The organism is Williamsia herbipolensis (genome assembly GCF_036153515.1).
GTDB lineage: Bacteria > Actinomycetota > Actinomycetes > Mycobacteriales > Mycobacteriaceae > Williamsia_A > Williamsia_A herbipolensis.
The window spans coordinates 2237815-2264138 of the sequence record NZ_CP108021.1; the positions used below are offsets into that span (position 1 = coordinate 2237815).

The 26324-nt window shown below is 70.9% G+C and carries 14 protein-coding genes and 1 pseudogene; 9 read left to right on the forward strand and 6 right to left on the reverse strand.

The window, feature by feature from the left end; all coding sequences use genetic code 11:
- Positions 1 to 54: 54 nt before the first annotated feature.
- The gene (locus OG579_RS10120) at positions 55 to 4392 is read right to left on the reverse strand and encodes an IniB N-terminal domain-containing protein (RefSeq protein ID WP_328859022.1); all 4338 of its coding nucleotides are present in this window, start codon (positions 4390 to 4392) and stop codon (positions 55 to 57) included.
- Positions 4393 to 4636: 244 nt separating this feature from the next.
- Here OG579_RS10120 and OG579_RS10125 point away from each other — a divergent pair, with 244 nt between their 5' ends.
- From OG579_RS10125 to OG579_RS10135, 3 genes are all read left to right on the forward strand, one after another.
- Positions 4637 to 6472: an Hsp70 family protein gene (locus OG579_RS10125; RefSeq protein WP_328859023.1), complete on the forward strand. Its 1836-nt coding sequence runs from the start codon at positions 4637 to 4639 to the stop codon at positions 6470 to 6472.
- Positions 6473 to 6661: 189 nt separating this feature from the next.
- Positions 6662 to 8206, forward strand: a complete 1545-nt coding sequence (locus OG579_RS10130; RefSeq protein WP_328859024.1) for an Hsp70 family protein — start codon at positions 6662 to 6664, stop codon at positions 8204 to 8206.
- A 13-nt stretch (positions 8207 to 8219) separates the two neighbouring features.
- Positions 8220 to 10745: a LuxR C-terminal-related transcriptional regulator gene (locus tag OG579_RS10135; protein WP_328859025.1), complete on the forward strand. Its 2526-nt coding sequence runs from the start codon at positions 8220 to 8222 to the stop codon at positions 10743 to 10745.
- A 30-nt stretch (positions 10746 to 10775) separates the two neighbouring features.
- On the opposite strand, the gene OG579_RS10140 is transcribed toward OG579_RS10135, so the two are convergent.
- From OG579_RS10140 to dnaK, 4 genes are all read right to left on the reverse strand, one after another.
- Positions 10776 to 11183: a heat shock protein transcriptional repressor HspR gene (locus OG579_RS10140; protein WP_328859026.1), complete on the reverse strand. Its 408-nt coding sequence runs from the start codon at positions 11181 to 11183 to the stop codon at positions 10776 to 10778.
- Positions 11183 to 12382 (reverse strand): molecular chaperone DnaJ, encoded by a 1200-nt coding sequence (gene dnaJ / locus OG579_RS10145; RefSeq protein ID WP_328859027.1) that lies wholly within the window; start codon positions 12380 to 12382, stop codon positions 11183 to 11185. Before dnaJ ends, OG579_RS10140 begins: the two co-directional genes overlap by 1 nt.
- Positions 12383 to 12532: 150 nt before the next feature.
- Positions 12533 to 13123: a nucleotide exchange factor GrpE gene (grpE, locus tag OG579_RS10150; RefSeq protein ID WP_408068784.1), complete on the reverse strand. Its 591-nt coding sequence runs from the start codon at positions 13121 to 13123 to the stop codon at positions 12533 to 12535.
- Positions 13120 to 14973, reverse strand: a complete 1854-nt coding sequence (dnaK, locus tag OG579_RS10155) for a molecular chaperone DnaK (RefSeq protein ID WP_328859028.1) — start codon at positions 14971 to 14973, stop codon at positions 13120 to 13122. Before dnaK ends, grpE begins: the two co-directional genes overlap by 4 nt.
- Positions 14974 to 15216: 243 nt before the next feature.
- On the opposite strand from dnaK, the gene OG579_RS10160 reads away from it, so the two are divergent.
- The 5 genes from OG579_RS10160 (at position 15217) to OG579_RS10180 (ending at position 24233) form a co-directional block, all read left to right on the forward strand.
- Positions 15217 to 16224: an alpha/beta hydrolase family protein gene (locus OG579_RS10160; protein WP_328859029.1), complete on the forward strand. Its 1008-nt coding sequence runs from the start codon at positions 15217 to 15219 to the stop codon at positions 16222 to 16224.
- A gap of 209 nt (positions 16225 to 16433) precedes the next feature.
- Positions 16434 to 17693 (forward strand): acyltransferase, encoded by a 1260-nt coding sequence (locus OG579_RS10165; protein WP_328859030.1) that lies wholly within the window; start codon positions 16434 to 16436, stop codon positions 17691 to 17693.
- Between the two features lie 126 nt (positions 17694 to 17819).
- Positions 17820 to 21101: a heterodisulfide reductase-related iron-sulfur binding cluster gene (locus tag OG579_RS10170; protein ID WP_328859031.1), complete on the forward strand. Its 3282-nt coding sequence runs from the start codon at positions 17820 to 17822 to the stop codon at positions 21099 to 21101.
- 467 nt (positions 21102 to 21568) lie between these two features.
- The gene (locus tag OG579_RS10175) at positions 21569 to 22900 is read left to right on the forward strand and encodes an EAL domain-containing protein (protein ID WP_328859032.1); all 1332 of its coding nucleotides are present in this window, start codon (positions 21569 to 21571) and stop codon (positions 22898 to 22900) included.
- A gap of 79 nt (positions 22901 to 22979) precedes the next feature.
- Positions 22980 to 24233, forward strand: coding sequence for a pyridoxal phosphate-dependent aminotransferase (locus OG579_RS10180; RefSeq protein ID WP_328859033.1), 1254 nt, complete (start codon positions 22980 to 22982; stop codon positions 24231 to 24233).
- 153 nt (positions 24234 to 24386) lie between these two features.
- Here the strand turns inward: OG579_RS10180 and OG579_RS21975 are convergent.
- Positions 24387 to 24515 (reverse strand): annotated as a pseudogene (locus OG579_RS21975) (cupin domain-containing protein); the annotation flags it as partial.
- Between the two features lie 412 nt (positions 24516 to 24927).
- Here OG579_RS21975 and OG579_RS10190 point away from each other — a divergent pair.
- On the forward strand, positions 24928 to 26319 hold the full coding sequence (locus OG579_RS10190) for a sugar transferase (protein WP_328859035.1): 1392 nt from the start codon (positions 24928 to 24930) through the stop codon (positions 26317 to 26319).
- Positions 26320 to 26324 lie beyond the last annotated feature (5 nt).

Sequence of the window (26324 nt, forward strand, 5' to 3'; positions counted from 1 at the left end):
GCGGCAGTTCGGGGCAACCGCCCACCGTCGGTGACGAGCTCGCGGTGGTCTCGGTCAGGGCAGCAGGCCGTGTCCGAGGTCCAGATGGTGGTTCTGTGTGGCGGCGGTGTCGGTGTGCGACGCGGTGTCGGCGGTGCCGCCCAGGCCGGTCGACAGGCCGTCGGTGAGGCCGCCGGTCAGACCCGAGTCGTGCAGGGCCGACCCGTGCGCGCTGCCGTCGGCCGCGGTGGACGACGTGGTCGCCGCGCCGAAGGTGTGGTCGGCGTCGAGACCCGACCAGCCCTGGTGCGCGGTGAGACCGCTCGTGGCGCCGCCCGTGAGGCCCGCCGCGCCGCTGCCGGCGAGACCGGCCGTGGTGCCGGTGAGACCGTGCAGCGCGCCGTCGACACCACCAGTGCCGGCGGCCGCGCCGGACGCGTCGCCGGTGAGCCCCGTCGTCCCGGCCGTCCCCGCCGTCGAGCCCGCGGAGAGCGAGTGCACGGAGTCGAGCGCGCCCTGCAGGTTCGCGGTGGCGTCACCGCCGAGTGCGCTCTGGACGCCCGACCCGAGGCCCAGCCCGCCGGCGAGCGACGTGCCCGCCCCGGCGAGACCGTGCAGACCGGAGGTGGCCCCGGCGGCACCACCGGCGTCGAGCGCGGTGTTCGCCGCTCCGCCGATGGCGCCGTCGAGTCCTGCGGCCAGGTTCGGCGTGGGGTCCGATCCTCCGAGGCCGAGTCCGGTGCCGAGTGATCCGGCGAGGCCGGTGCCGAGCGACGCGGCGCCGGCGAGACCGGCACCGGGGTCGGCGAGCCCGGCGACCTGGCCGCCGAGGTTGCCGCCGAGATCGCCACCCGCGGCGAGGGCCGTGGTGAACGCGGTGCCGAGGCCACCCGCGGCGTTCCCGTCCAGCGACAGGGCGCCGCCGAACGCCGAGCCGAGCACGCTGCCGGCGTCGAGTCCGCCACCGAGGCCCGCGAGGAGGTCGGTGCCCAGGCCGCCGGCGAGCGAGCCGCCGAGCGACCCCCCGAGAGATCCGTCGAACGCCGAACCGACGACGGCGCCGAGCGACGCCCCGAGGGCGGCAGCACCGCCGCCACCGAGTCCGAGGGCCGCACCGAGCGCGCCACCGAGGTCGGCGGTGCCGCCGAGCACACCGGCGAGATCGACGGAGCCACCGAGCGCGGTGGTGAACGCCGCACCGAGCTGCGACACGAGCGCCGGGTCGACACCGAGTCCGGCGGTGAGACCGCCGGCGAGCACCGAACCGACGTCGAGACCCAGCGACGGGTCGATCGCACCCGCGGCCACGGCCGCGGTGACCGCGCCACCGAGGGCGGTGCCCAGTCCGGCGGCCGCGGATCCGCCGGCACCGAGGGCGGTGGCGAGCGATCCGGACAGGTCGGCGGCGAGGCCGCCCGACACGAGTGCGGTGAGGTCGGTGGTCGCGAGGCCGCCGGCACCGAGCGCCGCGACGAGATCGGTCCCCAGCTCCGCGGCCGCGCCGAGGCCCAGGGCGCCGGTCGCGTCGAGTCCGACGGCGCCGCCGAGCACGGTCGACAGGGCGCTGCCGAGGTCGAGACCCCCGGCCAGGAGACCCGAGACCTGCGCGCCGAGCGCGCCGGAGAGCGCGGTGCCCAGGACGGCCCCGAACGATGCGCCGAGGTCGGCACCGAGGGCGCCACCGGCGCCGAGCGCGGTGGCGAGGATCGCCGACAGGTCGGTGGTGCCGGCGAGAACGCCGGCCAGGTCGACGCCGCCGCCGAGGACCGCGTCGAGCGCTCCCCCGAGCTGGCCGATCACCAGGCCGTCGACGCCGAGTGCGGCGCCGAGGCCCGCGGCGAGCGTCCCACCCACACCGAGTGCGAGCGAGGGGTCGACGGCCGCGAGACCGCCGAGGCCGGCCGCTGCGGTCAGCACCGATCCGAGTGATGCCCCCAGGCCGGTGCCGAGCGTTCCGCCGGCCGACAGCGCGGCACCCAGGGCGCCGGAGAGCTGGGCGGCGATGTCGCCACCGAGGACCGCCGCGAGGTCGGTCGACAGGACGCCGCCGGCGCCGAGGGCCGCGGCGAGAGCGCCGCCGAGATCGACACCTCCCCCGAGACCCAGTGCGCCACCGAGGACGGTCGACAGGGCGGCGTCGAGTCCGACACCACCGGCGAGCAGCCCGGAGAGCTGGGCGCCGAGGACGCCGGTGAGTCCGGTGCCGAGCACCGCACCGAGGGTCGCGCCGAGGTCGGCCGCTGCGGCGCCACCGAGACCGACGGCGCCGCCGAGCACCGCTGCGAGGTCGGTGGTTCCCGCGAGCACCGCGGCCACGTCGACGCCCGCGCCGAGCAGGGCGTCGAGGGCGCCGCCGAGCTGGCCGACGAGGAGTCCGTCGAGCCCCAGTGCCGCGCCGAGCTGGCCGGCGAGTGCGGCGCCGGCGGACAGAGCGACGCCGCCGTCGAGCAGACCGCCGACGGTGACGAGGCCACCCAGTGCGCCACCGAGCGCGGCGCCGAGATCGGCGGCGACCGCACCACCGGCGCCGAGGGTGGCTCCGAGCGCACCCGAGAGCTGCGCCGCGAGACCGGTGTCGAGCAACGCCGCGAGGTCACCGGTGAGCAGACCGCCGGCGCCGAGGGCCGCGGCGAGCGAGCCACCGAGATCGAGGGCACCGGAGAGGTTCAGCGCCGAGGACAGATTGAGGGCCGACGACAGGTCGAGGGCACCGCCGAGGACGGTCGAGAGGGCCGCACCGAGACCGACGCCACCGGCGAGCAGGCCGGACAGCTGGGCGCCGAGAGCGCCGGAGAGTCCGGCCGCGCCACCGAGGGCGCCGCCGAGCACCGAGCCGAGCGCGAGACCGAGGTTCGCCGCGACCGCGCCACCGGCGTCGAGAACACCCGACAGGGCCGTCCCGAGCGCCACACCGAGGTTTCCGCCGCCGGCGAGGATGGCGGCGAGGTCGATACCGCCGGCCGCGGCGAGCGCGGCGTCGAGGGATGCGGCCAGGGCGGCCGTGATGCCACCACCGAGACCGAGTGCGCCGGTGAGCGCGGCGGCCAGGGCGCCACCGGCTCCGAGGACGGCGCCGAGGTCGAGCAGTCCGGTCACGTCGGTGACCGCTCCGAGCGCCGCGCCGAGCGCGAGACCGAGGTCGGCGCCGATCGCACCGCCGGCACCGAGGGCCGCGCCGAGCGCGCCCTGCAGCGAGGCCGTGAGTCCGCCGACGAGCCCGGCGACGACCGAGGCGTCGAGCAATCCCGTCAGAGCACCGCCGAGGCCAGCGGTGACGCCCAGGGCCGCTCCGAGAGCGCCGCCGAGCTGTGCCACGACACCGCCGAGCAGGTTCGCACCGAGGCCGAGTCCGCCACCGAGGACCGCGGCCAGGGAGCCCGCGACCCCGAGTCCTGCCGACAACGCACCGGCGAGATCGGCCGCGAGCGCGCCGCCGACGCCGACGGCACCGCCGAGCGCCGCACCGAGGGCTGCGCCGACGTTGGCGGCCAGCGATCCGCCGACGGCCAGGGCGCCGCCGAGCGCGGCACCGACGGTCGCCGTGCCGCCGGCGACCACGACACCGGCCGCGCCGAGCGCCGCGTTGATCGTTCCGGCCAGCTGCACACCGAGACCGGCGGCCAGACCGAGTCCACCGGTGAACACCCCGGCGATGGTGGCGCCGATGTTCAGGAGGCCGTTCGCGTCGAACACGGCGCCCAGACCGCCACCGACGGCCAGGGCCGCGTCGACCAGAGCACCGAGTGCGACACCGAGTGCGGCCGCGATGTCGCCGCCGACGGTGAGTGCGCCGGCGAGAGCGGCGGCCAGCGCGGCCGACAGCTGCGTGCCGATGGCCAGGTCACCCAGGGCCAGGCTGCCCAGCGAGAGGCTTCCGAGGCCCAGGTCGATGAGGTTGTTCGCCGAGACGAGGTTGCTCAGGTCGATGCCGCCGAGCGCGATCCCGCCGAGATCGATGCTGCCCAGTGCGAGCGACCCGAAGTCGATGCCGCCCAGGTTCAGTCCGCCCAGACCGCCGAAGTCGATGCTGCCGAAGTCGATGCTGCCCAGGTTGATGCCGCCGAGGTTGACCCCACCGAGGTTGACACCGCCCAGTCCGACGGCGACCCCACCGAGGCCGCCGAGGGCTGCCCCGCCCAGACCGCCGACGCCGATCCCACCGAGACCGCCGCCCAGACCACCGAGCCCGCCCGCGGCGGGGGTTCCCGCACCGACGATGGACGCCAGTCGCGATCCGCCCGGGAACAGACCCGACTCGGCGACCGCCGGCGCCGCGGCGACGATGTCGGCGGGGCAGAGATCGCCCAGGCCGGCGGTGTCGAGGGCACACTGCGGGTCACTGAGGTACGCCGCGGCGGCCTTGTCGTCGCGCAGCAGGTTCAGGATGAAGTCGAGAACGGCGTTGGTGGGCATCGGGGCTCCTGGGTCACTCGAGGTGGCGCGGTCGGCGCAACCTGACTGCTGACCACGCTAGGGGCGAGGGCACCCGGGCCCAACGGGGTGAAGCCCCCTGTCTCGTCGGGGGCATTAGGGGATCCCCCCGCAACCATCTCGAGGGGCCCGTCATGGGGTAACGCGGTGGGCCCCGATGGCGACAAGCGGGAGAAGAACCGGTGGGGTCACGACCCCACCCCAGCGACGAACGGGAGTCGACCTCATGGCCGGAGGCCACCACAATTCCACAGCCGGAGGCCACCACACGCCCGCTGCGGCAGCAGACACCCGCCGACCGTCGGGCCTGGGCATGAAGATCGGCGCCACCATGTCGGTGGCCGTCTCGTCCACACCGTCGGGCACCTACGACGCGCTCGTGCGGCCCACCGCACTGGAGGTGGCGCCCGGTCGCGAACCGGTGCTGGCATCGGCATGGCAGGCCGCCGGCGCCGAGGGCTCGGCGCGACTGTCCGGCTTCACCGAGCGCGTGGGCGACCCGGTGGAACTCGTCGCCGACGACGGCCGACGCTTCAGCGGCGAGGACCTCTACGCGACAGCGCTGGCGTGCCTGGCCGCCGAGTCCCGCTCGGACGCCACCAGCGTCGTCGTGACCTGCCCGAACGGATGGCAGCCCTACACCGTCGACATGGTGCGCGCCGCGGCCGACGCCCACGGCCTCTCCGACGTCACCTTCGTGCCCGAGGCCATCGCGAGCGTCGCGGCGGCGCAGGCCACCGGTCGTGAGCTGCCGTCCGATGTCGTCGTCGTGTTCGACCTCGGCGGGTCGGCACTCGACATCACCGTCGTCCGCACCGGCGACGAGTCGCAGATCCTGGGCCGACCGACACGGTCGGAGGAGATCAGCGGCGACGCGTTCGACCAGCTGCTGCTGGCCCACGTGCTGCAGTCGGTCGACGCGGTCGACTCGATCGATCCGTTCGAACCCGCGACGATCGAGGCGCTGACCGCACTGCGACGGCGCTGCACGGTGGCGAAGGAGACGTTGTCGGTCGACACCGACACCACCCTCACCGTCGATCTGCCCGGGCTGCACACCGAGACCCGGCTGGTGCGCTCGGAGATCGAGTCGCTGCTGCACGACCAGATGTTCGCGGCGGTGTCGTTGCTGCGTGACGCGGTCACCGCCTCGGGCCACAGCCTGCGCGACGTCGGTGCTCTGCTGCTCACCGGCGGCGGCGCGGCGATGCCGCTGGTGACCGAGATGCTCTCCGGTGTCCTGCGGATCCCGGTGGTCGTCGATGCCGACCCCGCCACCACCTCGGCGTTCGGTGCCGCCATCCTGGCCGCAGAGATCGATGCCGCACCCGGGGTCCTCGACGCCATGCCCGCGAACGCCGCGGCGGCCGCGTCCGAGGTCGCCGGCGCCACATCGAACGCCTCCGCCTCGGCCGAGACGGTCGTCTCCCGCACGGTCTCCCCCGCCCCGCGGACGCCGGTCGCCGCGAAGTCGACCTCGGGTCGTACCCGTCGGCTCGCGATCATCGGTGGGGTCGCGGTGGCGATCGCGCTCATCACCGCGGGCGGGTTGTCGGTCGGTACCGCGCTGAGTTCGTCGGAGAGCCCGGCCGCGACACCCGCGACCTCGGCCGCGACCCCCTCGGCGTCGTCGCCGTCGGCGGCTCCCTCGGCGGCTGCGCGATCCGGTGCGCCCGCCTCCGCGGCGGGGACATCCGCCGCGAACGACGCCGGGTCGAGCGGCTCCTCGGACGGGACCTCGGGCGGCTCCACCTCCGGTGGCACCGGTTCGGGTTCCACGGGCTCCGGCTCGGGCGGGACGCAGTCGGGCGGCGCCTCGAACGGCGGTTCCACGTCCGGCGGGACCTCGAACGGATCGGGCGGGGGCACGAGCGGCGGTTCTACCGGGGGCGGCGCGACCAGCGGCGGCTCGACCGGTGGATCGGGCTCGACGGGTGGCGGTTCGGGGTCGGGCGACACCGGTTCGGGTGGCGACACCGTGCCCGAGCAGACCTTCAACCCCATCCCCACCGTTCCCGCACTGCCGACGGTGCCCGGCCTCGGCGGCCTGTTCGGCCGCTGAGCGGCCCATAGCGCCAGGGCCTGCGATGACCGCGAATCGAGACCTCCCACGCCGCGGCGAACTCGTCGCAATCGGTGGCGAGCGGTAACGGAAGGGTGTTCGATGGCGACTAGGAAGATGACCGTGGAGTCACGACCGGCCGGGGGGTCGTCGTCGATACGTGCTCCCCAATCGGACGGAGCGACCCCCATGGCTGCTGGACTCGGTGTGAAGATCGGTGCGACGACCTCGGTCGCGGTGTCGGCGACACCGACCGGTTCCTATGGCGCACTCGTCCGCCCGACACCTGCGGACGCGGCCTACGCGCCCGCGATCGTCGACCTGGCCGACGAATCGGGCGCAGGCGCGAACGGCGTCGTCGTCGCCGGACCCAACGAATGGCAGCAGTCGGAGAACGACGAGCTGCGTGACGCCGTCGCGGCGCATGGTCTCTCCGATGTCCGCGTCGTCCCGGAGGCCCTGGCCAGCCTCGCCGCCGCCACCGCCGCGGGCGGCGAACTCGATCATGTCTCCGACGGTTCCCTGGTCGTCGTCTACGACCTCGGCGCCTCCGCGCTCGACATCGCCGTCGTCGAGACGGGCGAGAACCCCCAGATCGTCGGTACGCCGGTTCGGTCGGATGAGATCAGCGGCGACGCGATCGATCAGCTCGTCGTCGACCACGTGCTCGCGGCGTCCGGCGCGAGCGCCGTCGACCCGTCGGATCCCACGGCCGCCGCCGCGATGGCCGCACTCCGCACCGACGCCACCGCGGCGAAGGAAGCGCTGTCGACCGAGACCGACGCCTCCATCGCCGTCGACCTGCCCGGCGCCGACACACGGGTGACCCTGAGCCGCTCCGAGCTCGAATCGCTCGTGCAGAACCAGATGTTCGCGTCGATGACGATGCTGCGCGAGGCGGTCACCGCGTCCGGGCACCGCCTCCGCGACGTGGGGGCGTTGCTCCTCACCGGTGGCGGGGCCGCGATGCCCGTCGTCGCCGAGATGCTCTCGGGCGTGCTCCGCGTGCCGGTCGTCCTCGACTCCGACCCGGCCACCACCTCGGCCTACGGCGCGGCGATCCTCGCGTCGGGGTCGGGGGCCGCCGCGGTGCCCGCCAAGGCAGCCGCCGCAGCCGGCGGCGCCGCGATGGCGAGCCGAATCCACACCGTGGGGGCGGCGACACCGGCTCCCAGCGCCGTCGACGCGATCGAGAACTCCGGCCGTCGGAAGCGGTTGGCGCTCATCGGCGCGTTCGTCACCGTCGCCCTGCTCTCCGCCGGAGGACTCGCGGTCGCCGCCTCCTTGAACTCGGGCTCCGACCCGGCCGACGGGGCCGTCGCGACCGCGATCAACCCGCTGGCCGGTTCCAGCTCCTCGGCCGCGGCCACCGCCGGCGTCCCCACCGTCGTCGAATCGGGGATCACCACCTCCACGTCGCCGAGACCGACCGATGCCGCCGCGCAAGCCCGAGCCCAGGCGCAGGCCCAAGCCCAGGCACAAGCGCAGGCCCAGACTCAAGCCCAGGCGCAGGCCCAGGCCCAGGCGGCGGCGCAGCCCCAGGCCGCCGCGCCCGCTCCCGCCGAGGCCCAGACTCCCGACGGAGGATCGGGGGGAGCAACGGGAGGAGGAACGCGCGCGGAACCCACGAACGCGCCGTACACGCCGACACAGGCAGCGCCCCAGAACACCCAGGGCGCAGTGACGATCCCGCTGCCGAAGCTGCCGTCGGTCAACATCCCCGGTCTGCCCTGACCCGTCCTCGTCGATGATCGATCACGCCGTTCCCGGCGTCGCCCTCGCGGGCATGCCCGATGCGCAGGCCCTGCTGCGGGCACTCGCCGCCGACGAACGGCCCGTGCACGCCGGGATCCGCGCGACAGCCGGGGGCGGTAAGTCGCTCCTGCTGTCAGCGATCGCCGACTCCCACCGCAGCGCCGGCACAGTGGTGATCACCTCCGTGCCCGCGGCCCCGGACGCCGGGACCGCGCTGGTGGTCGACGACGCCCACGACCTCGACGACACGACGCTCGCACGACTGGCCTCGATCGCGGCGACCGGCGAGGTCACCGTCGCCGTCGCGGCCGAACCCCGCGATCATCGACCACTCCTGCGAGATCTGTTCGGCACGCTCGGTTCTCACGGTCGCGTCGTCGACCTGTCCCCCGTCACCGCGACCGGGGTCGTCGAACGATCCGGTCGCCGACTGTCCCCTGCGGTGGCCACGGCGATCGCACGCATGAGCGGCGGGAACCGTGCCGCGATCGACGCCGCGATCTCCGCGGTGACCACGCCGGACGGTGTCGACACCGAGACCCGATCGATGATCACCGTTGCGGCCGAGGCCGTCTCGGCGTATCACCACCGCACACTGCGCCGCCTCGACCGCGCCACACTGGGCGTGCTGACCGTCGCCGCCGCCGGTTCCACCCTCGATCCCGACACCGTCGCCCAGACCTGCGACCTCGACATCGCGGACGCGACGTCGGCCATCGACGCCGCTCGCGGATCGGGCTTCCTCGGCGACTCCGACACGTTCCTCGACGACGCCGCCCCGGCGCTGGCCGCCGTGGTCGGTGCGCACCAGATCGCGATCACCCGCACCGCACTGGTACGAGTGCTCCTGACGCACAACGCACTTCCTCTCGAGCGGGCGCTGGCGGCGGCTTCCGACGGGATGGTCGACCCCGCACTGGCCGAGACCCTCGTCGACCATGCCCGCGCCGCCCGCGGACACCGGGCGGTCACGATCTGGTCGGCGGCACGCGCGGCCGGCGCCGACAGGTCGGTCTGCGATCGGCCTCTGGCCGCCGCGGCACTGGCGGCCGACGACCTCGACGCGGCCGACCGCATCGCCGACGAGGCGCTCGGCTCCGAGGACCGGGCCACGGTGGCGACCGGCGTACGCATCGCGGCCTCGGTCGCCGCCCGCCGCGGAACCTATTCTCGCGCTGCGCAACTGTTCGGCTGGTTGGGGTCCGACAGGGCCGGGACCGACGCCGCCGCCGGGGCTGTCGCCCTCATCGCCGCCGGTGACCGCACCTCGGCCGAGGAGTTCCTCTCCGTCGCCGACCACGCGCCGCCCACCACCGACAACACCGCGGCCGCGCAACTGGCAGCCGGTCTGCTGGCGTCGGTCACGGATGCGTCGGCGACCGCGGTCGGCGCGGTGCTGCGCTCGATGTCGGCTGCCACCGACACCCAGCGCATCGAACCCGAGTCCGCCGCCGTGGTCGCCGTCCTGTTGATGCTGCACACCGGCGATCTCGCCGGCGCGGCATCGGTGCTCGCCCGACGCAGAACTCTGGCGGACGGGTCGGGCGACACCCGCGCAGACGCCCGACTGCTCCTGCTCGACGCCTGGACCGCGATGGCCGCAGGCGATCTCACCCGCGCGGCCGCACGGGCGTCGTCGGTGACGGTGGGGTGCCACCGCGAGCGTCTCCTCGCGCACGCTCTGCGTGCCGGTATCGCCCGCCGTCAGGGTGATTCGGGTGCTCTGGCCAGCGCCTGGCGTGACGCGCAGTCGGCGGTCGCCGAGGCCGAGGCCGACCTGTTCGCGCTCCTGCCCCTGGGCGAGTTGCGGCTGGCCGCGGTGCGGTGCGGTGACGCCGACCGCGTCGCGCACCTCGCCGCCGAGGTCGACCGCCTGCTCGCCGCGCTCGGCGATCCACCGGTCTGGGCCGCGGCGTGGCACTGGTACGGCGTCCAGGCGGCGATCCTCGCCGGGACCCCGGATGCCTTGGTGCCACACGCCAGGGCACTCGGTACGGCCGCCGATGCCCACCCCTACGCCGCGGTTCTGGCGCGGGCGGGGCGGGTGTGGCTGCGCGTGCTGCAGGGTGACGATGCCGATCCCCCGTTGTCGGTCGACGAGATCGACCTCGCCGCACACGATCTGCACCGCATCGGCCACGGTTTCGACGGCGCCCGACTCGCCGCGGAGGGGGCACTGCGTGTGGACGACACCCGCTCGGCCACCTCTCTGCTGCAGACCGCCCGCACCATCGGCGGAGCACCGTCGGCCGGTGCGTCGCCCGGTCCCGAGGCTCCCGCGGTCCCGGCACCCGGCGCGACCGGTGTCGCCACCCTCTCCGAACGAGAGGCCGAGATCGCGGAGAAGCTCGTGCTGGGCCTCACGTATCGCGAGATCGGGGCCGCGCTGTTCATCTCGGCGAAGACCGTCGAGCACCACGTCGCACGCATCCGACGTCGGCTCGGGTCGACCTCGCGATCGGAGCTGCTGTCGACACTGCGCGCCGCCGGCTACGGTGCCACGGCGGCGCAACCCTGAACCACCTGCGCCCCGGCCGCACTCGAGGCGTCAGCGAGTGCGTTTGCTGCGGGGTTGCCAGACCACGAGGGCGCTGGTGCGCGGTACGGGGACGAGTTCGCCGCCGTGCCCGCGATGACGCAGATCGTTGCGGGCCGAGGCGAGTTCGGCCTCGAGTTCGCGGACGCGCTGGGCCAGTGCGTCGACATGGTTGGTGAGATCGATGATGCGTTTGATGCCCTCGAGATTCACGCCCTCGTCCTGCGAGAGGCGCTGCACCTCGCGCAGCAGCTCGACGTCACGCGCCGAGTAGCGCCGGCCGCCGCCGGCCGCGCGCTGCGGACGCACGAGGCCGAGGCGATCGTAGGTGCGCAGGGTCTGGGCGTGCATGCCCGCGAGCTCGGCGGCGACGGAGATCATGAAGACCTCGTCGTCGCCTCCGCCGGCCGATCGGCTCATCACTGATCACCCCATCCGTCCCTCGGCCGGAAACCACTGGCGCGCTCGGCATCGGCGTACTCGCGGAGCTTCTCGACGGCGGCGTCGTCGAGCTTCTTCGGCACCGCGACCTTCACCGTCACCAACAGGTCACCGGCACCGCCGGCCCGTTTGCTGACTCCTCGACCGCGCACCCGCAGCGTCCGGCCGTCGGAGGTGTTCGGCGGGATCTTCACCCCGACGGTGCCCTCCAACGTCGGCACCGACACCGTCGCGCCGAGCACCAGTTCGCCGAAGCTGACCGGTAGTTCGACCTTCAGGTCGTTGCCGACACGCGTGAACACCGCGTCGGGGCTCACCGTGACGGTCACGTAGAGGTCGCCCGACGGCGCGCCACGCAGACCGGCCTCACCCTGTCCGGCGAGACGGATCCGTTGCCCGTCCTCGACGCCGACCGGGATGCGGACGTTGATGGTGCGCGTGCGCACGGTGACGCCGTTGCCCGAACAGTCCGAGCACGGCTCGTCGATGCGCGAGCCCGTCCCCTGGCAGTCGGTGCAGGGCTCGCTGAACCCGAACGCACCCTGGTTGCGGCTCACGACGCCGGCACCGTTACAGGTCGAGCAGACCCTCGGGCTGGTGCCGGGTTTGGCGCCACTGCCGTGACATGTCGTGCACGGCGACGGCGACGTGAGTGACAACGACACCGTCGTGCCGAGCGCGGCGTCGCGGAACGACAACGTCGTCTGCGTCTCGAGGTCGTTGCCCCGACGCGGTCGTGTCGCGGTCCGGGGTGCCCGGTTGAACAGGCCGCCGAACAGGTCACCGAACGCGCCGTCACCGCCCGCGGTCGTGCCGGCGTTGCCGAACAGGTCACCGACGTCGAATCCGCCACCGGCACCGGGTGTCGCCCGACCACCACCGCCGGTGAAGCCGCCGCCGAAGCCGCCGCCCGCACCGTTGCCGCGGAATCGTCCGCCGGCGAAGGCGCTGCGCGTCTCGTCGTACTCCTTGCGTTTCGCGGGATCGGACAGCACGCTGTGCGCCTCCGACACGCGCTTGAATCGCTCCTCCGCCGCGGCATCGCCGGGGTTGGCGTCGGGGTGCAACTCCCGGGCCAGCTTGCGATACGCCTTCTTGATGGCGTCGGCCGAGGCGTCCGAAGCGACGCCCAGATCCTTGTAGAAGTCGTGCTCTAACCATTCCCTCTGTGGAGCCATAGGGCGTCACCTCCTCTTTCGTGAGAATCGTCGCCCCTGCGGGCGGAAAAGTTCTGTGTTTGTCGACATGGTGTCGCACCACCGACGCCCGCACCGCCGCGACGGACCCCGGAGGGGCGGTCGCGGCGGTGCGAGGTGGGTGTCACTTGCTCAGGCGTCGGCCGGGGTGCCGTCGGTCACGGTGACCATCGCGGTCCGCAGCAGGCGATCGCCGAGGCGATATCCCTGTCGGTAGACCGCCCCGATCACCGGGCTCGCGCCGTCGCCGTCGTGCTGCACGGCCTCGTGCAGAGCCGGGTCGAACGCGTCACCCTCGGCACCGAAGGCACTGAGCCCCTGCGCCGTCAGCGTGTCGACGATCTTGTCGGCGACACCGCGCAGCGGTCCGCTCTCGAGATCGCCGTGCGCACGCGCACGGTCGAGGTCGTCGAGCGTGGGCAGCAACGCGTTGATCAACGTCGCCTTGCCCTGCTCGACCGCACCCTGGCGTTCCCGCTCGGCGCGGCGCCGGTAGTTGGCGTACTCGGCCTGCAGTCGCTGCAGGTCGGCCAACAACTCCGCCTCCTTCGCCGATTGGGCCTCCTCGGGCGTCAGCTCGGCGCCGTCGGCTGCACCGGCCTCGGCGGGATCGGCGTTCGCCGCCGCCTCGGCCGCTGCGGACACGTCCTCCGGGTCCACCTCCCCGAGGTCGACCGGGTCTCCCGGCTCCTCCTGCGGTGTCCCCGGCTGATCAGCCGTCACTTCTTCTCACCGTCGGTGTCGGCGGGCTCGTCCACGACCTCGGCGTCGACGACGTCGTCGGCACCGGCCGATGCACCCGGAGCGCCCTCGGCGCCGCCCTCGGCCGCGGCGTTGGCGTAGATCGCCTGTCCCAGGGCCTGCGACTCGGTGGACAGGGTCTCGACCGCGGTCTTGATCGCGGCGAGATCGGTGCCCTTGAGCGCCTCGTTCGCGCCGGCGATCGCGGCTTCGACCTTCTCCTTGGCGTCGGCGGGAACCTTGTCCTCGTTCTCCTTCAAGAACTTCTCGGTCTGGTTCACCAACGACTCCGCCTGGTTGCGGGTCTCGGCCTCTTCCTTGCGCTTGCGGTCCTCGTCGGCGTGCGCCTCGGCATCCTTGATCATGCGGTCGATCTCGTCCTTCGAGAGGCCCGAGCCGTCCTGGATCCGGATGGTGTTCTCCTTGCCGGTGCCCTTGTCCTTCGCGGTGACGTGCACGATGCCGTTGGCGTCGATGTCGAAGGTCACCTCGATCTGCGGGACACCCTGCGGCGCAGGCGCGATGCCGGCCAGCTCGAACGATCCGAGCAGCTTGTTGTGCGAGGCGATCTCACGCTCACCCTGGTACACCTGGATCTGCACCGACGGCTGGCTGTCCTCGGCCGTGGTGTAGGTCTCCGACCGCTTGGTCGGGATGGTGGTGTTGCGCTCGATGAGCTTGTGCATGACGCCACCCTTGGTCTCGATACCGAGGCTCAGGGGCGTGACGTCTAGCAGCAGAACGTCTTTCACCTCACCGCGCAGCACACCGGCCTGCAGTGCGGCACCCACGGCGACGACCTCGTCGGGGTTGACGCCCTTGTTGGGCTCCTGTCCACCGGTGAGCTCCTTGACCAGCTCGCTGACCGCGGGCATACGGGTGGAACCACCGACGAGCACGACGTGGTCGATGTCGCCGACCGAGACGCCGGCGTCCTTGATCACGGCCTGGAACGGCGCACGGGTGCGCTCGAGCAGGTCCGAGGTGATCTTCTGGAACTCGCTGCGGCTCAACTGCTCGTCGAGGAACAGCGGGTTCTTGTCGGAGTCGACGGTGATGTAGGGCAGGTTGATCGAGGTGCTCTGACCGGACGACAGTTCGATCTTCGCCTTCTCGGCCGCCTCACGCAGACGCTGCAACGCCATCTTGTCCTTGGTCAGGTCGATGCCGTTCTGCGCCTTGAACTTGTCGACGAGCCAGTCGACGATGCGCTGGTCCCAGTCGTCGCCACCGAGGTTGTTGTCACCGGAGGTCGCGCGGACCTCGACGACACCGTCACCGATCTCGAGCAGGGACACGTCGAACGTGCCGCCGCCGAGGTCGAAGACGAGGATGGTCTGCTCGGACTGCCCCTTGTCCAGGCCGTACGCGAGTGCGGCCGCGGTGGGCTCGTTGACGATGCGCAGGACGTTGAGGCCGGCGATCTGGCCGGCTTCCTTGGTCGCCTGACGCTGCGAGTCGTTGAAGTACGCGGGGACGGTGATGACCGCCTCGGTCACCTCGTCTCCGAGGTAGCTCTCCGCGTCGCGCTTGAGCTTCATCAGCGTGCGGGCGCTGATCTCCTGCGGGGTGTAGTCCTTGTCGTCGATCTTCTGCGACCAGTCGCCCTCGCCCATGTGGCGCTTGACCGAGCGGATGGTGCGGTCGACGTTGGTGACGGCCTGGTTCTTCGCGGGCTGACCCACGAGGACCTCGCCGTTGCGCGCGAAAGCCACCACCGACGGTGTGGTCCGCGAACCCTCGGCGTTGGCGATGACGGTGGGTTCTCCACCTTCGAGAACCGACACCACCGAGTTGGTGGTGCCGAGATCGATACCGACAGCACGTGCCATGTTTGTTGCCTCCTTGACGATGCCGCGCGGGGCGCGGCGTTGCTTTCTCCGTTTGCCGAAACCGGGATGATCGTGCACCCGGATGTCTATGAACCTCAGCGCGGATGACTCAAGTACTACCTGTCGTCGAACAGGTCGTCAACTCACTTGAGTCCATCTCACTCAGGTTTCGAAGTGTCCAACGGCGCGGACCCGAGATCTGTTCCCGACAGCCGCGCCGTCCCGCCGGTATCGTCGGCGCCGATGATCGGTCCCCGTCTCCGCAGCCGCCGGCCGACAGTCGACCCGCGGGGCTTCGTCGCACTGTGCGGCGTGATCGCCCTGGTGGCCGCGATCGCGGTCGTGGTCGCCCTGCCCGTGACCAGCCAGGACGGCCGACATCGGCAGATGAGCCCGGCGTCGGCGGAGGCGTCGCGGACCGCAGCGGCACCGGCCCTGGCCGCGATGAACGCGGTCACGGTGCGCCGATACGTCTACCTCGACACCACCGCCGGCGACCCCGGTCAGGACTACGGCGACCTGTTCCTGCCGCCCGGATCGCACGCCCGGGGATCGCTCCCGTTGGTGGTCCTGGTGCACGGCGGTGGATGGAACTCGCGGTACGGCGCGGGGACGTTCGTACCGTTCGCGCGCACCCTTGCCGCGCGTGGGCTCGCCGTCTACAACCTCGAGTACCGCAGGCTGGGGTCCGGGGGCGGATGGCCGACGACGTTCACCGACGTCGCCGCCGGTGTCGACTTCGTGCCCACCCTCCTCGCCGACAACCCCGCCATCGCCACGGCCGACAGCACCCTCGTCGGACACTCCGCCGGAGCCCAGCTCGCGGTGTGGGCGGGCACCCGGCGACCGAGCACGAGCCAACCCCCACCCGTCCGCGCGATCTGGCGCCCGACCCGCATCATCTCCCTGGCCGGGCCCCTGAACATGCGAGCTGCCGCCGACACCGGCGACCGACGCGTGATTCGCGCGCTCGGGGGCACGCCGACGCAGGTGCCCGACCGCTACCGGGCCGTCGACCCCATCGAGAACCTCGACCCGAGCGCGTCGATCACGGTCGTGCACGGCACCGCCGACACCGTCGTGCGTCCCAGCCAGTCGACGACCTACGTCGAGGCACTCACCCGCGCCGGCGGACGTCCGCGCCTGGTGCTGTTGCCGAGACAGAGCCATTCCGCGCTGGTCACCTCGACCTCGTCGGCGTTCCCCCGTGTCGTCGACCTCATCGTCTCGGCCGCCCGCGCCGTGCCCTGAGCGGAGCGATCGAGCACTGCCCTGAGCGAAGCGAACGGGCACCGTTCTGACAGCCCGTTCACAGGTCCGCCCGCCATCCTGGAGACCATGACATCAGCCGACGACACCGCCGACCGGATGCGCTCGTGGCCCAGATCACGATTCTGGGTCTGTTCCGATGCCACTGGTAGCGTCGCGGCGATGCTCTCCCCCGCCATGCGAGCAGATCGATGACGTCGACGCTCGCCGACGCCGCGCACCGACAGGCGACCGCACCGGTCGCCGAGTCGGCGCCGCGCGCCCGTCGGGGACATCTCCACCAGCTCGACTTCCTGCGCGGGAGCACGTTCCTGCTGGTCATCTTCTGCCACGTGTTGACGAACACGAACGCGTCGGACACCTCGTTCGCGACCAACGCGCTCGGTATGTGGGGGCACTTCACCCGCAACGCCTTCTTCTTCCTGACCGGGTTCGTGCTCATGTTCGGCAACTACGACAAGGCCGATTTCGCGTCGATCCGGTTCTGGCGCCGCCGCCTGAAGCTCGTCGCTATCCCCTACCTCATCTGGTCGGTCGTCTACTGGGCGTTCTCGGTCGTCGCGGCGAGCGGTTGGTCGCAGCTGCCGTTCTCACTCGACTCGCTGTGGAGCGGTCTGGCGTGGGGCACCGCGGGCTTCCACCTCTACTTCCTGTTCGTGATCATGCAGTTCTACGTCCTGTTCCCGGTGATCCTGTGGATCGTCCGGGCCACGCGGGGCCACCATCTCGCACTGCTGGTCGTGAGCGGCGCGGTCCAGCTCGCGATCCTGTGGTCGCTCAACCACCTCAGCGCGCCGGAGGGCAGCTGGCTCTACGTCAACTGGTGGCACGCGTACTCCACCTTCATCCCGTACCAGTTCTTCGTGTTCCTGGGCGGGGTCGCGGCGGTGCACCGCGACCGCGTCGACGCGTGGGTCCGCGCCCACGGATGGTGGATCGTCGTCGGTCTCGTCGCGAGCGCCGTCTTCGCCTACGTCACCTACACCCAGCGCGTCGACAGCGGGCAGACCCCCGTCGATGCGGGCTTCGCACTCAACCCGACGCTGCAGCCCTTCATCTTCTTCGCCATCACCGCGCTCTACAGCGTCGCCGTGCGGTGGTCGGACCGCCGTGACCGCACGCCGCGGTTCAACCGCGTCGTCGCCTACGCCTCCAACCGGTCGTTCGCGATCTTCCTCGCCCACGTCCTGGTGCTGCAGCTGCTGATCCTGCCGCGCATCGACGTCACCTCGAAGGGCTGGTTCGAGCAACATCTGGGCGTGCCGTGGGCCACGATCGTGGTCTATGTGCTGACCGTCGCGATCACGCTCGTGGTCGCCGAGGTGCTGCGTCGCGCACCGTTCGCGCTGTATCTGACGGGCCGCCCGAGAATTCCGTTTCGCCGTGATCGCGCATCGGCGACGTCGGAGCGGAAGGGTACCGAGCGAGCGCTCGAACCTACTCGCGGGTAACCAACATCACCCCAGGTGAGAACTTAGGTGAACCTTCGCTGCGCGCACCGGCCACCAGGCCTTAACGTTTAGGCAAGGACACCTGGGCATCGGCCGCGATCGCCCTGGAGAGAAAGGCCCCTCGCCTTGAGCGCCACGACGATCACGATCGGCTCCATCGCCGCACTCATCAGCCTCGGCTGCTGGGCACTGTTCTTCTCGGGTGTCTGGAAGATGATCCGCACCATCGCCCAGGGACAACGCGACCTCACCCGGCTGACGCCGGTCATCCCCCGCTTCAAGCAGATGATGATCGAGTTCGTCGCCCACACGCGGATGGTCAAGTTCCGCACCGTCGGCTGGGCGCACTGGCTGGTCATGATGGGCTTCGTCGTCGGCTCGCTGCTGTGGTTCGAGGCCTACGGCCAGACGTTCGACCCCGAGTTCCACTGGCCGCTGTTCGGCGACACCTTCGTGTGGCATCTGCTCGACGAGCTGCTGGGCATCGGCACCGTCGTCGGCATCGTCACCCTGATGATCATCCGTCAGCTCAACCACCCGCGCGTGCCCGAGCGGCTGTCGCGCTTCGGTGGGTCGAACTTCCGCGCGGCGTACTTCGTCGAGGCCGTGGTGCTGCTCGAGGGCCTCGGCATGATCTTCGTCAAGGCCGGCAAGATCGCGACCTTCGGCGAGGCGCACGTCGGCTCGGACTTCTTCACGATGCAGGTCGCGAAGATCCTCCCGGAGAGCCCGCTGCTGGTGTCGATCTTCGCCGCCATCAAGCTGCTGTCGGGCATGGTGTGGCTGGCCGTGGTCGGTCGTCGCATCACCTGGGGCGTCGCATGGCACCGCTTCTCGGCGTTCTTCAACATCTACTTCAAGCGTGAGGACGACGGCGGCGTCGCACTCGGTGCGGCCAAGCCGATGATGTCCCGCGGCGAGCTCCTCGTGATGGAGGAGGCCGACCCCGACGTCGACGCCTTCGGCGCGGGCAAGATCGAGGACTTCACCTGGAAGGGCTGGCTCGACTTCACCACGTGTACCGAATGTGGTCGCTGCCAGAGCCAGTGCCCGGCGTGGAACACCGGGAAGCCGTTGTCGCCCAAGCTGTTGATCACCTCGCTGCGTGACCACGGCTACGCCAAGGCGCCCTACCTGCTGGCCGGTGGACGCACCGATTCCGCCGGCGACGAGGTCGGTCTCGTCGACGCCGACGGCAACGTCGACCAGGCCCGACTCGACAAGATCCCGGCCGCTGCTCGCGCCGAGGCCGCACGTCCCCTCGTCGGGCCCAGTGAGGGCGAGGGCGCCGGCGGCGTCATCGACACCGACACCCTGTGGAGCTGCACCAACTGCGGCGCCTGCGTGGAGCAGTGCCCCGTCGACATCGAGCACGTCGACCACATCATCGACATGCGCCGCTACCAGGTGCTCATCGAGTCCGACTTCCCGTCCGAGCTCGCCGGTCTGTTCAAGAACCTAGAGAACAAGGGCAACCCCTGGGGCCAGAACTCCAAGGACCGCACCAACTGGATCGACGAGATCGACATCGACATCCCCGTCTACGGCAAGGACGTCGACACCTTCGAGGGCTTCGAGTACCTCTTCTGGGTCGGCTGTGCCGGCGCCTACGAGGACCGCGCCAAGAAGACGACCAAGGCCGTCGCCGAGTTGCTCGACATCGCCGCGGTCAACTTCCTCGTGCTCGGCGAGGGCGAGACCTGCACCGGCGACTCGGCGCGACGCTCGGGCAACGAATTCCTGTTCCAGATGCTGGCCCAGCAGAACATCGGCACCCTCGACGAACTGTTCTCCACCGCGCCGGCCCAGCCGAAGAAGATCGTCGTCACCTGTGCGCACTGCTTCAACGCGCTGGGCAACGAGTACCCGCAGGTGACCGGTGAGGACGGCCAGCCGGGGAAGTTCGAGGTCGTCCACCACACGCAGCTGCTCAACCGCCTCGTGCGCGACAAGCGACTGATCCCCGTGGCCCCGGTGGCCGAGGACGTCACCTACCACGACCCCTGCTTCCTCGGCCGCCACAACAAGGTCTACGAGGAGCCGCGCGAGCTGATGGCGGCCTCGGGCTCGGCGCTGCGTGAGATGCCGCGCCACGGCGAACGTTCCATGTGCTGCGGCGCCGGTGGAGCCCGCATGTGGATGGAGGAGTCGATCGGCAAGCGCATCAACCTCGACCGGGTCGACGAGGCCCTCGAGACCCTCGACGGGTCGGGCGAGAAGAACCAGAAGATCGCGACCGGCTGCCCCTTCTGCAAGGTGATGCTCAGCGACGGCACCACCGCCAAGACCAGCGGCACCGACCTGGAGAACAAGGTCGAGGTCGTCGACGTGGCGCAGCTCCTGCTGGAGTCGGTCACCCGCGGCGCCGCCGAGATCAAGCGCGGCGGACGCTTCCTCGGTCCGGCCCCGAGCGGAGCGGGCGTCAACGGCACGGTCGGCACCGCGACGCTCGACAAGACCGACGCCAAGGCGGAGGCGGTGACCGAGCAGACCACCGCGGCCGAACCCGCCGAGGCCGCCGCGCAGGCGACCGGCACCGCCGTGAAGGAGAAGCCGAAGGTCGGACTCGGCATGGGCGGCGGCATGAAGCGTCCCGGCCAGGCCGCCAAGGCCGATGCGCCCGCCAAGGACACCTCGGCGGAGTCGAAGGCCGCGCCCACCGAGGCGGCCTCGACCGCGGCCGCACCGGAACCGAAGGCCAAGGGCTTCGGCATGGCCGGCGGCATGAAGCGACCGGGTCAGGCCGCCAAGGCCGCACCGGCTACCGAGTCGAAGGCGCCCACGGAGGCATCCGAGGAGAAGACCGAGAGCTCCGCCGACGCCTCGGCGTCCACGGCGTCCGCCCCGGAGAAGACGGAGTCGGTGGCCGCGCCGGAGCCCAAGGCCAAGGGCTTCGGCATGGCCGGCGGGATCAAGCGACCGGGTCAGGCCGCCAAGGCCGCACCGGCCGCGAAGGCCGAGTCGACCGCCACCGAGCCGCAGGCCGAGCCCGCCGAGGCGGAGCCCGCGACGACCGAGCCCGCGAAGGCCGAGCCCGCACCGAGCGAGTCCGCGTCGGCCGAATCCGCGGCTCCCGCACCGGAGCCGAAGGCCAAGGGCTTCGGGATGGGTGCGGCGAAGCGTCCGGGCCAGGCGGCGAAGACGTCTGCTCCGGTGGCGCCGAAGGCAGAGGCCACCCCGTCCGAACCCGAGGAGACCGAGCCCGCGAAGGCTGAACCCGAGAAGACCGAGCCCGAGAAGACCGAGCCCGCGAAGGCCGAGTCGAACGGTTCCGCAGAGCCGAACGGCAGTGCGGACTCGAACGGGAACGGCAGTACCTCCGGCGATGCGAAGGTGATCACCGAGACCGGCGCGTCGAAGGCAGCCGGCTTCGGGATCGCGGCGGGGAAGAAGCGCCCCGGCGCCTGAGAACCGTGGACGACCGTGTCGCCGCAGCCACCGTGTTGTGAGTTACACCAAAAGGTGACGCCAGGCAGTGGTCCACCGCATAGCGACCGAGACCGGCCGGTGCACACGCTCGTGTGCGCCGGCCGGTCTCGTCCTCGGTGGGGCGGCGACGCGCGTCGACGGTGACCGCGATCACGCCACCCGGCCGGACAGCGAGCGTATGTCGTTGCGGCACAACGGCTCCCGAACTCGGCGCGCGGTCACCGCCCTGTTGTCACCGACGCGGGCGGATGTCGTCACACGTGACGCGAACTCGATGCCGACCGCCCGCGACCACCCGGCTCGGTCGAGCGTGGCCGTCACCACATTGCGTCGATCTGCACGTTTTCGGCGGTCCGCACCCCGACAGGCCTGGCTATCATTTCGCGGTACGTTCGATCGACAGCGGGTGTCGCTGTCGTCATCGCGATCGACGAGAGGGGCACCGCGTGTCAGCGCAGCACGGCGTGCCCGGTTCTTCCGAGTCGGTCCCGACTCCCGTCGATCCCGGCGCGGACACCGATCTACAGCGGTCGGCCGTCTCGATCCCCGATGAACACCTCGCCGTGGTGGCGATCCGCATGGAGGCCGCCGACCGCATCGCCGCAGCGTTCGGTCCCGGTGCCGGATCGGCGGTGCGTGGGGCCACGATGACCGCTCTCGCCGAACTCGTCGGCGACCGCGGCGCGGTGCTGCGGGCGACCCCCGATCACGTCGCGATCCTCGTCGACTCCTCCGCTGCCGACCTCGATGACCTGGTGAAAGCCCTGAGCCGGCGACTGGCCACCACCATCGACGTCGACGACGTCTCCTACTTCGTGCAGACCCACATCGGGGTGGCGCTCCCCGGCGACGTCCCGCTCGATCACCCCGCATCCCCTCCGGCCGGCGTCGAGGCGACCGGTTCCCGCCGGGCCGACGACCTCATGCAGGCGGCCATCGCGGCGGTGCACTCGGCGTTCACCCGCGGAGCCCATCTGGCGTATGCCTCCGAGGTGTCGATCGCGGGCCTGCAGCGCGAGGTCGAACTGGCCGCCGAACTCGCGACGGCGGTCGGCGAGGCGTTCACGCTGCATTATCAGCCGATCGTCACCGTCGACGGCCTCGAGGTCGTCGGCTACGAGTCGCTGTTGCGGTGGACCGTCGACAACCGCGTCCGTCTGCCGGGCACGTTCCTCGATGCCGCCGAGGAGACCTCGCTCATCGTGCCGATCGGGCGATGGGGGGTCGGTGAGGCCATCCGACAGCTCGCGCAATGGCAGACCGAGAGCGGCAATCCCGGGCTGTTCATGTCGGTGAACTTCTCCTCACAGCAGCTCTTCGACCGCGATCTCGCGGCCCACATCTCCGCCACCCTGGCCCAACACTCCGTCGCCGGCGAGACCCTGTGGATCGAGGTCACCGAGCGCGACATGATCACCACCGACTCCCCCGCGTCGGCCACCATCCACGAGCTCGCGGCACTCGGATGTGTGATCTGCGTCGACGATCTCGGGACGGGGTACGCCGCGTTGCGCTACATGGTCGACCACCCGATCAGCGTCGCGAAGATCGACCGGTCGCTGGTCGCCGACATGGGCGACGACCCGACCAAACGGAGCATCGTCGAGACGGTGTGCCGCCTGTCCGACGAGCTCGGCATCGTCAGTGTGGCCGAAGGCGTCGAGGACCGCGCCCAGGTGGCGTTGCTGCGGGAGGTCGGGTTCACCCACGCGCAGGGATACCTCTTCGGCCGTCCGCAGCCCGCCCCGTCGATCACCCCGCCCGTCGCACGCATCTGACCGACCGCCGCACGCGTCTGACCGACGAGGTCGACGCCCGTGGCGTTTATCGCGTTGCGCGGGGTGCGATCATGGACCGGTGAGCAGACCGCGCGTACCCCACGTCACCACCACCCTCAAGCCGCTCGAGCAGTCCGCGAAACTCCGCGACGTCTGCTACGAGATCCGTGGTCCGGTACACGCCCACGCAGCACGTCTCGAGGCCGAGGGACACCGCATCCTCAAGCTGAACATCGGCAACCCGGCCCTGTTCGGGTTCGCCGCACCCGACGTGATCATGCGCGACATGATCCACGCGATGCCGTACTCGCAGGGCTACTCGGAATCGGCCGGCGTCCTCTCGGCCCGCCGCGCCGTGGTGACGCGCTACGAGACGATCCCCGACTTCCCGTACTTCGACGTCGACGACGTCTTCCTCGGCAACGGCGTCTCCGAGCTCATCACGATGACCATGCAGGCCCTGCTCGACGACGGTGACGAGGTCCTCATCCCGGCGCCGGACTACCCGCTGTGGACGGCCATGACCGCGCTCGGCGGCGGGAAGCCCGTGCACTACCTGTGCGACGAGGCCAACGAGTGGAACCCCGACATCGCCGACATCGAGGCGAAGATCACCCCGCGCACGAAGGCCCTGGTCGTCATCAACCCGAACAACCCGACCGGCGCGGTCTACTCACGTGAGATCCTCACGCAGCTGGTCGATCTCGCGCGCCGGCATTCGCTGCTGCTGCTCGCCGACGAGATCTACGACAAGATCCTCTACGACGACGCCGAGCACATCAACATCGCGTCACTCGCCCCGGACCTGCTGTGCCTCACGTTCAACGGACTGTCGAAGGCGTACCGGGTGTGCGGATACCGCGCCGGATGGGTCGCGATCACCGGACCCAAGGACCACGCGAAGGGGTTCATCGAAGGGCTCTCACTGCTCGCGTCGACCCGCCTCTGCTCGAATGTGCCCGCGCAGCACGCCATCCAGGTCGCCCTCGGCGGGTATCAGAGCATCGACGATCTCGTGAAACCCGGCGGCCGCCTGCTCGAACAGCGGAACGTGACGTGGCAGAAGCTCAACGAGATCCCCGGGGTGTCGTGCGTGAAGCCGATGGGTGCGCTCTACGCGTTCCCGAAGATCGACCGCGAGTACTACGACATCCACGATGACGAACTCTTGGTGCAGGATCTGTTGTTACGCGAGAAGATCCTGGTCGTGCAGGGCACCGGGTTCAACTGGCCGACACCGGATCATCTGCGGATCGTGACGCTGCCGTGGTCGCGTGATCTCGTCGACGCCGTCGAACGACTGGGCAACTTTCTCGCCGGCTACCGGCAGTAGCGCGGGCGGCGCTCCCGGGTCCCGGCGCGTCAGTCGCCCGTGGACACGCATCGCGAGACGGATGGGTGCCGGGATGTGTTGCCGGAGAACGGCATGTTTGCGCACGTAGACCGGTATCTCCCACAGCGCCCAGGTGCCGGCGGCGAACACCGCGGAATCGCCGGGGTGCAGCACACGTGATGGGCAACCGTGGGCCGAGACGCGTACCGCGCCGTCGATGATGTGCACGGTCTCGTCCGCGGGGAAGTACCAGTCGAAGACACCCGCCGTGCAGTCCCACACCCACGTCGTGGTGCTGCCGTCGCGGCTCGAATCGCACCGCGCCTCGCGCGCGACGGGTGAACCCGAACGGATCCACGCCGGGTTGACCGGGGAGACGACCATGTCGACGTCATCGGGCGTGTAGGCCCTGATCGGCGGTACGGCGGTCGGGTGACGGCGGGGCATCGCGGCTCTCTCGGTGTCGACGACGGGAGGGTACGCCACGGTATCGGATAAATCGGACGTCGGAAACTCTTGTGGTGTGTTCGTACGCCCGAGGCGAGTCATGCAGTTCACTCCACACTGGACATTCTCACTAGTGAATCTGTGCCAAGATGTAACCGGCAACGCGGTTCGTGTGGGGACACGTGCGTTCCAGGGGGAAGGTGATCCGCGTCGTCGGGTCACGCAGTTCCATGTTTTGGGGGAGTTCATGAGCGTCAGGAATTTTCGCGGCGTGGCCGAGGTCGCTTCGCCGCCGCGACGTGTCCGTCGCGTGGCCTTCGGGCGGCAGCGCATCGACGCCGTCCTCGTCGTGCTCGAACTGGTCATCGTGACGATCCTGCTCGCCGCCGCCACGCAGCAGCGGTGGCCCGCGCCCGAGGCGGCGGTCTTCGTCGCCCTTCTCGGCACCGGAGGGCTCTACCGCTCGCGCCTGAACGCCTCTGCGCTGGAGGTACTTCCGCGTCTGGCCGGATTCTGCGTGCTCGCCACACTCGCCGTCGTCGTCGTGTTCGATCCGACGACACCGATCCTGCGGGCGGGTGTCGAGGCCCTCGGTGTGGCATCGGTGCTGTTCGTCGTGCGGGTCCTCTACTACGCGGTCGTGCGAGCGCGCCGCCGCAGCAAGCCCGCCATGCGTTCGCGCACCGCGATCGTCGGTGGCGGCATGGTCGCCTCGAAGATCCTGCAGAACCTCGAGCAGCACCCGGAGTTCGGGCTCGAACCGATCATCGTGGTCGATTCCGACCCGCTCCCCGAGATCGTCGAATGGGGCACACCGGTCACCGACGGCGTCGAGAACCTGCGTGAGATCGTGATGCGTCACAACGTCGAGACGGTGATCGTCGCGTTCAGCCGCACCACCGACCAGAACTACGTCTCGCCGCTGCGCCAATGCGACGACCTCGACTGCGAGATCTTCATCGTCCCGCGCCTGTTCGAGTTCGTGCACCTCACCAACGACATGGACCGCGTGCACACCATCCCGCTCGTCCACGTCCGCCGCAGTGCCCAGCGCGCATGGTGTTGGCACGCCAAACGTCTCGTCGATCTCGTCGTCTCGTCGCTGGCGCTCCTGCTGGTGTCCCCGGTCCTGCTCGTGTGCGCCCTGGCCATCGCGGTCACCGACCGGAGCGGACCGATCATCTTCAAGCAGCAACGCACCGGGCGCAACGGAACCCTGTTCCACCTGTACAAGTTCCGGTCGATGCGCCCGGTCTCGGCGGCGACCTCCGACATCGACTGGAGTCCCGACCGATCCCTGCGACTCACCGCCATCGGTCGGTTCCTGCGCAAGACCTCGATCGACGAACTGCCGCAGCTGTGGAACGTGGTGCGCGGCGACATGTCGCTGGTCGGTCCGCGTCCCGAACGGCCGCATTTCGTCGAGCAGTTCGAGAGCACGGTGCCGTCCTACCAGCACCGTCACCGCGTGAACGTCGGTCTCACCGGCTGGGCCGCGATCAACGGGCTGCGCGGCGACACGAGCATCGACGACCGTGCGATCTACGACAACTTCTACATCGAGAACTGGAGCATCTGGCTCGACGCCAAGATCATCCTGCTGACCTTCAAGGCGATGCTGCGCGGCACCGGCTCCTGAGCCAC

Coding starts and splice junctions, on each gene's coding strand:
- OG579_RS10120 (WP_328859022.1), bottom strand. CDS start 4,392: ATGCCCACCAACGCCGTTCTCGACTTCATCCTGAACCTGCTGCGCGAC.
- OG579_RS10125 (WP_328859023.1), top strand. CDS start 4,637: ATGGCCGGAGGCCACCACAATTCCACAGCCGGAGGCCACCACACGCCC.
- OG579_RS10130 (WP_328859024.1), top strand. CDS start 6,662: ATGGCTGCTGGACTCGGTGTGAAGATCGGTGCGACGACCTCGGTCGCG.
- OG579_RS10135 (WP_328859025.1), top strand. CDS start 8,220: ATGATCGATCACGCCGTTCCCGGCGTCGCCCTCGCGGGCATGCCCGAT.
- OG579_RS10140 (WP_328859026.1), bottom strand. CDS start 11,183: ATGAGCCGATCGGCCGGCGGAGGCGACGACGAGGTCTTCATGATCTCC.
- dnaJ (WP_328859027.1), bottom strand. CDS start 12,382: ATGGCTCCACAGAGGGAATGGTTAGAGCACGACTTCTACAAGGATCTG.
- dnaK (WP_328859028.1), bottom strand. CDS start 14,973: ATGGCACGTGCTGTCGGTATCGATCTCGGCACCACCAACTCGGTGGTG.
- OG579_RS10160 (WP_328859029.1), top strand. CDS start 15,217: ATGATCGGTCCCCGTCTCCGCAGCCGCCGGCCGACAGTCGACCCGCGG.
- OG579_RS10165 (WP_328859030.1), top strand. CDS start 16,434: ATGACGTCGACGCTCGCCGACGCCGCGCACCGACAGGCGACCGCACCG.
- OG579_RS10190 (WP_328859035.1), top strand. CDS start 24,928: ATGAGCGTCAGGAATTTTCGCGGCGTGGCCGAGGTCGCTTCGCCGCCG.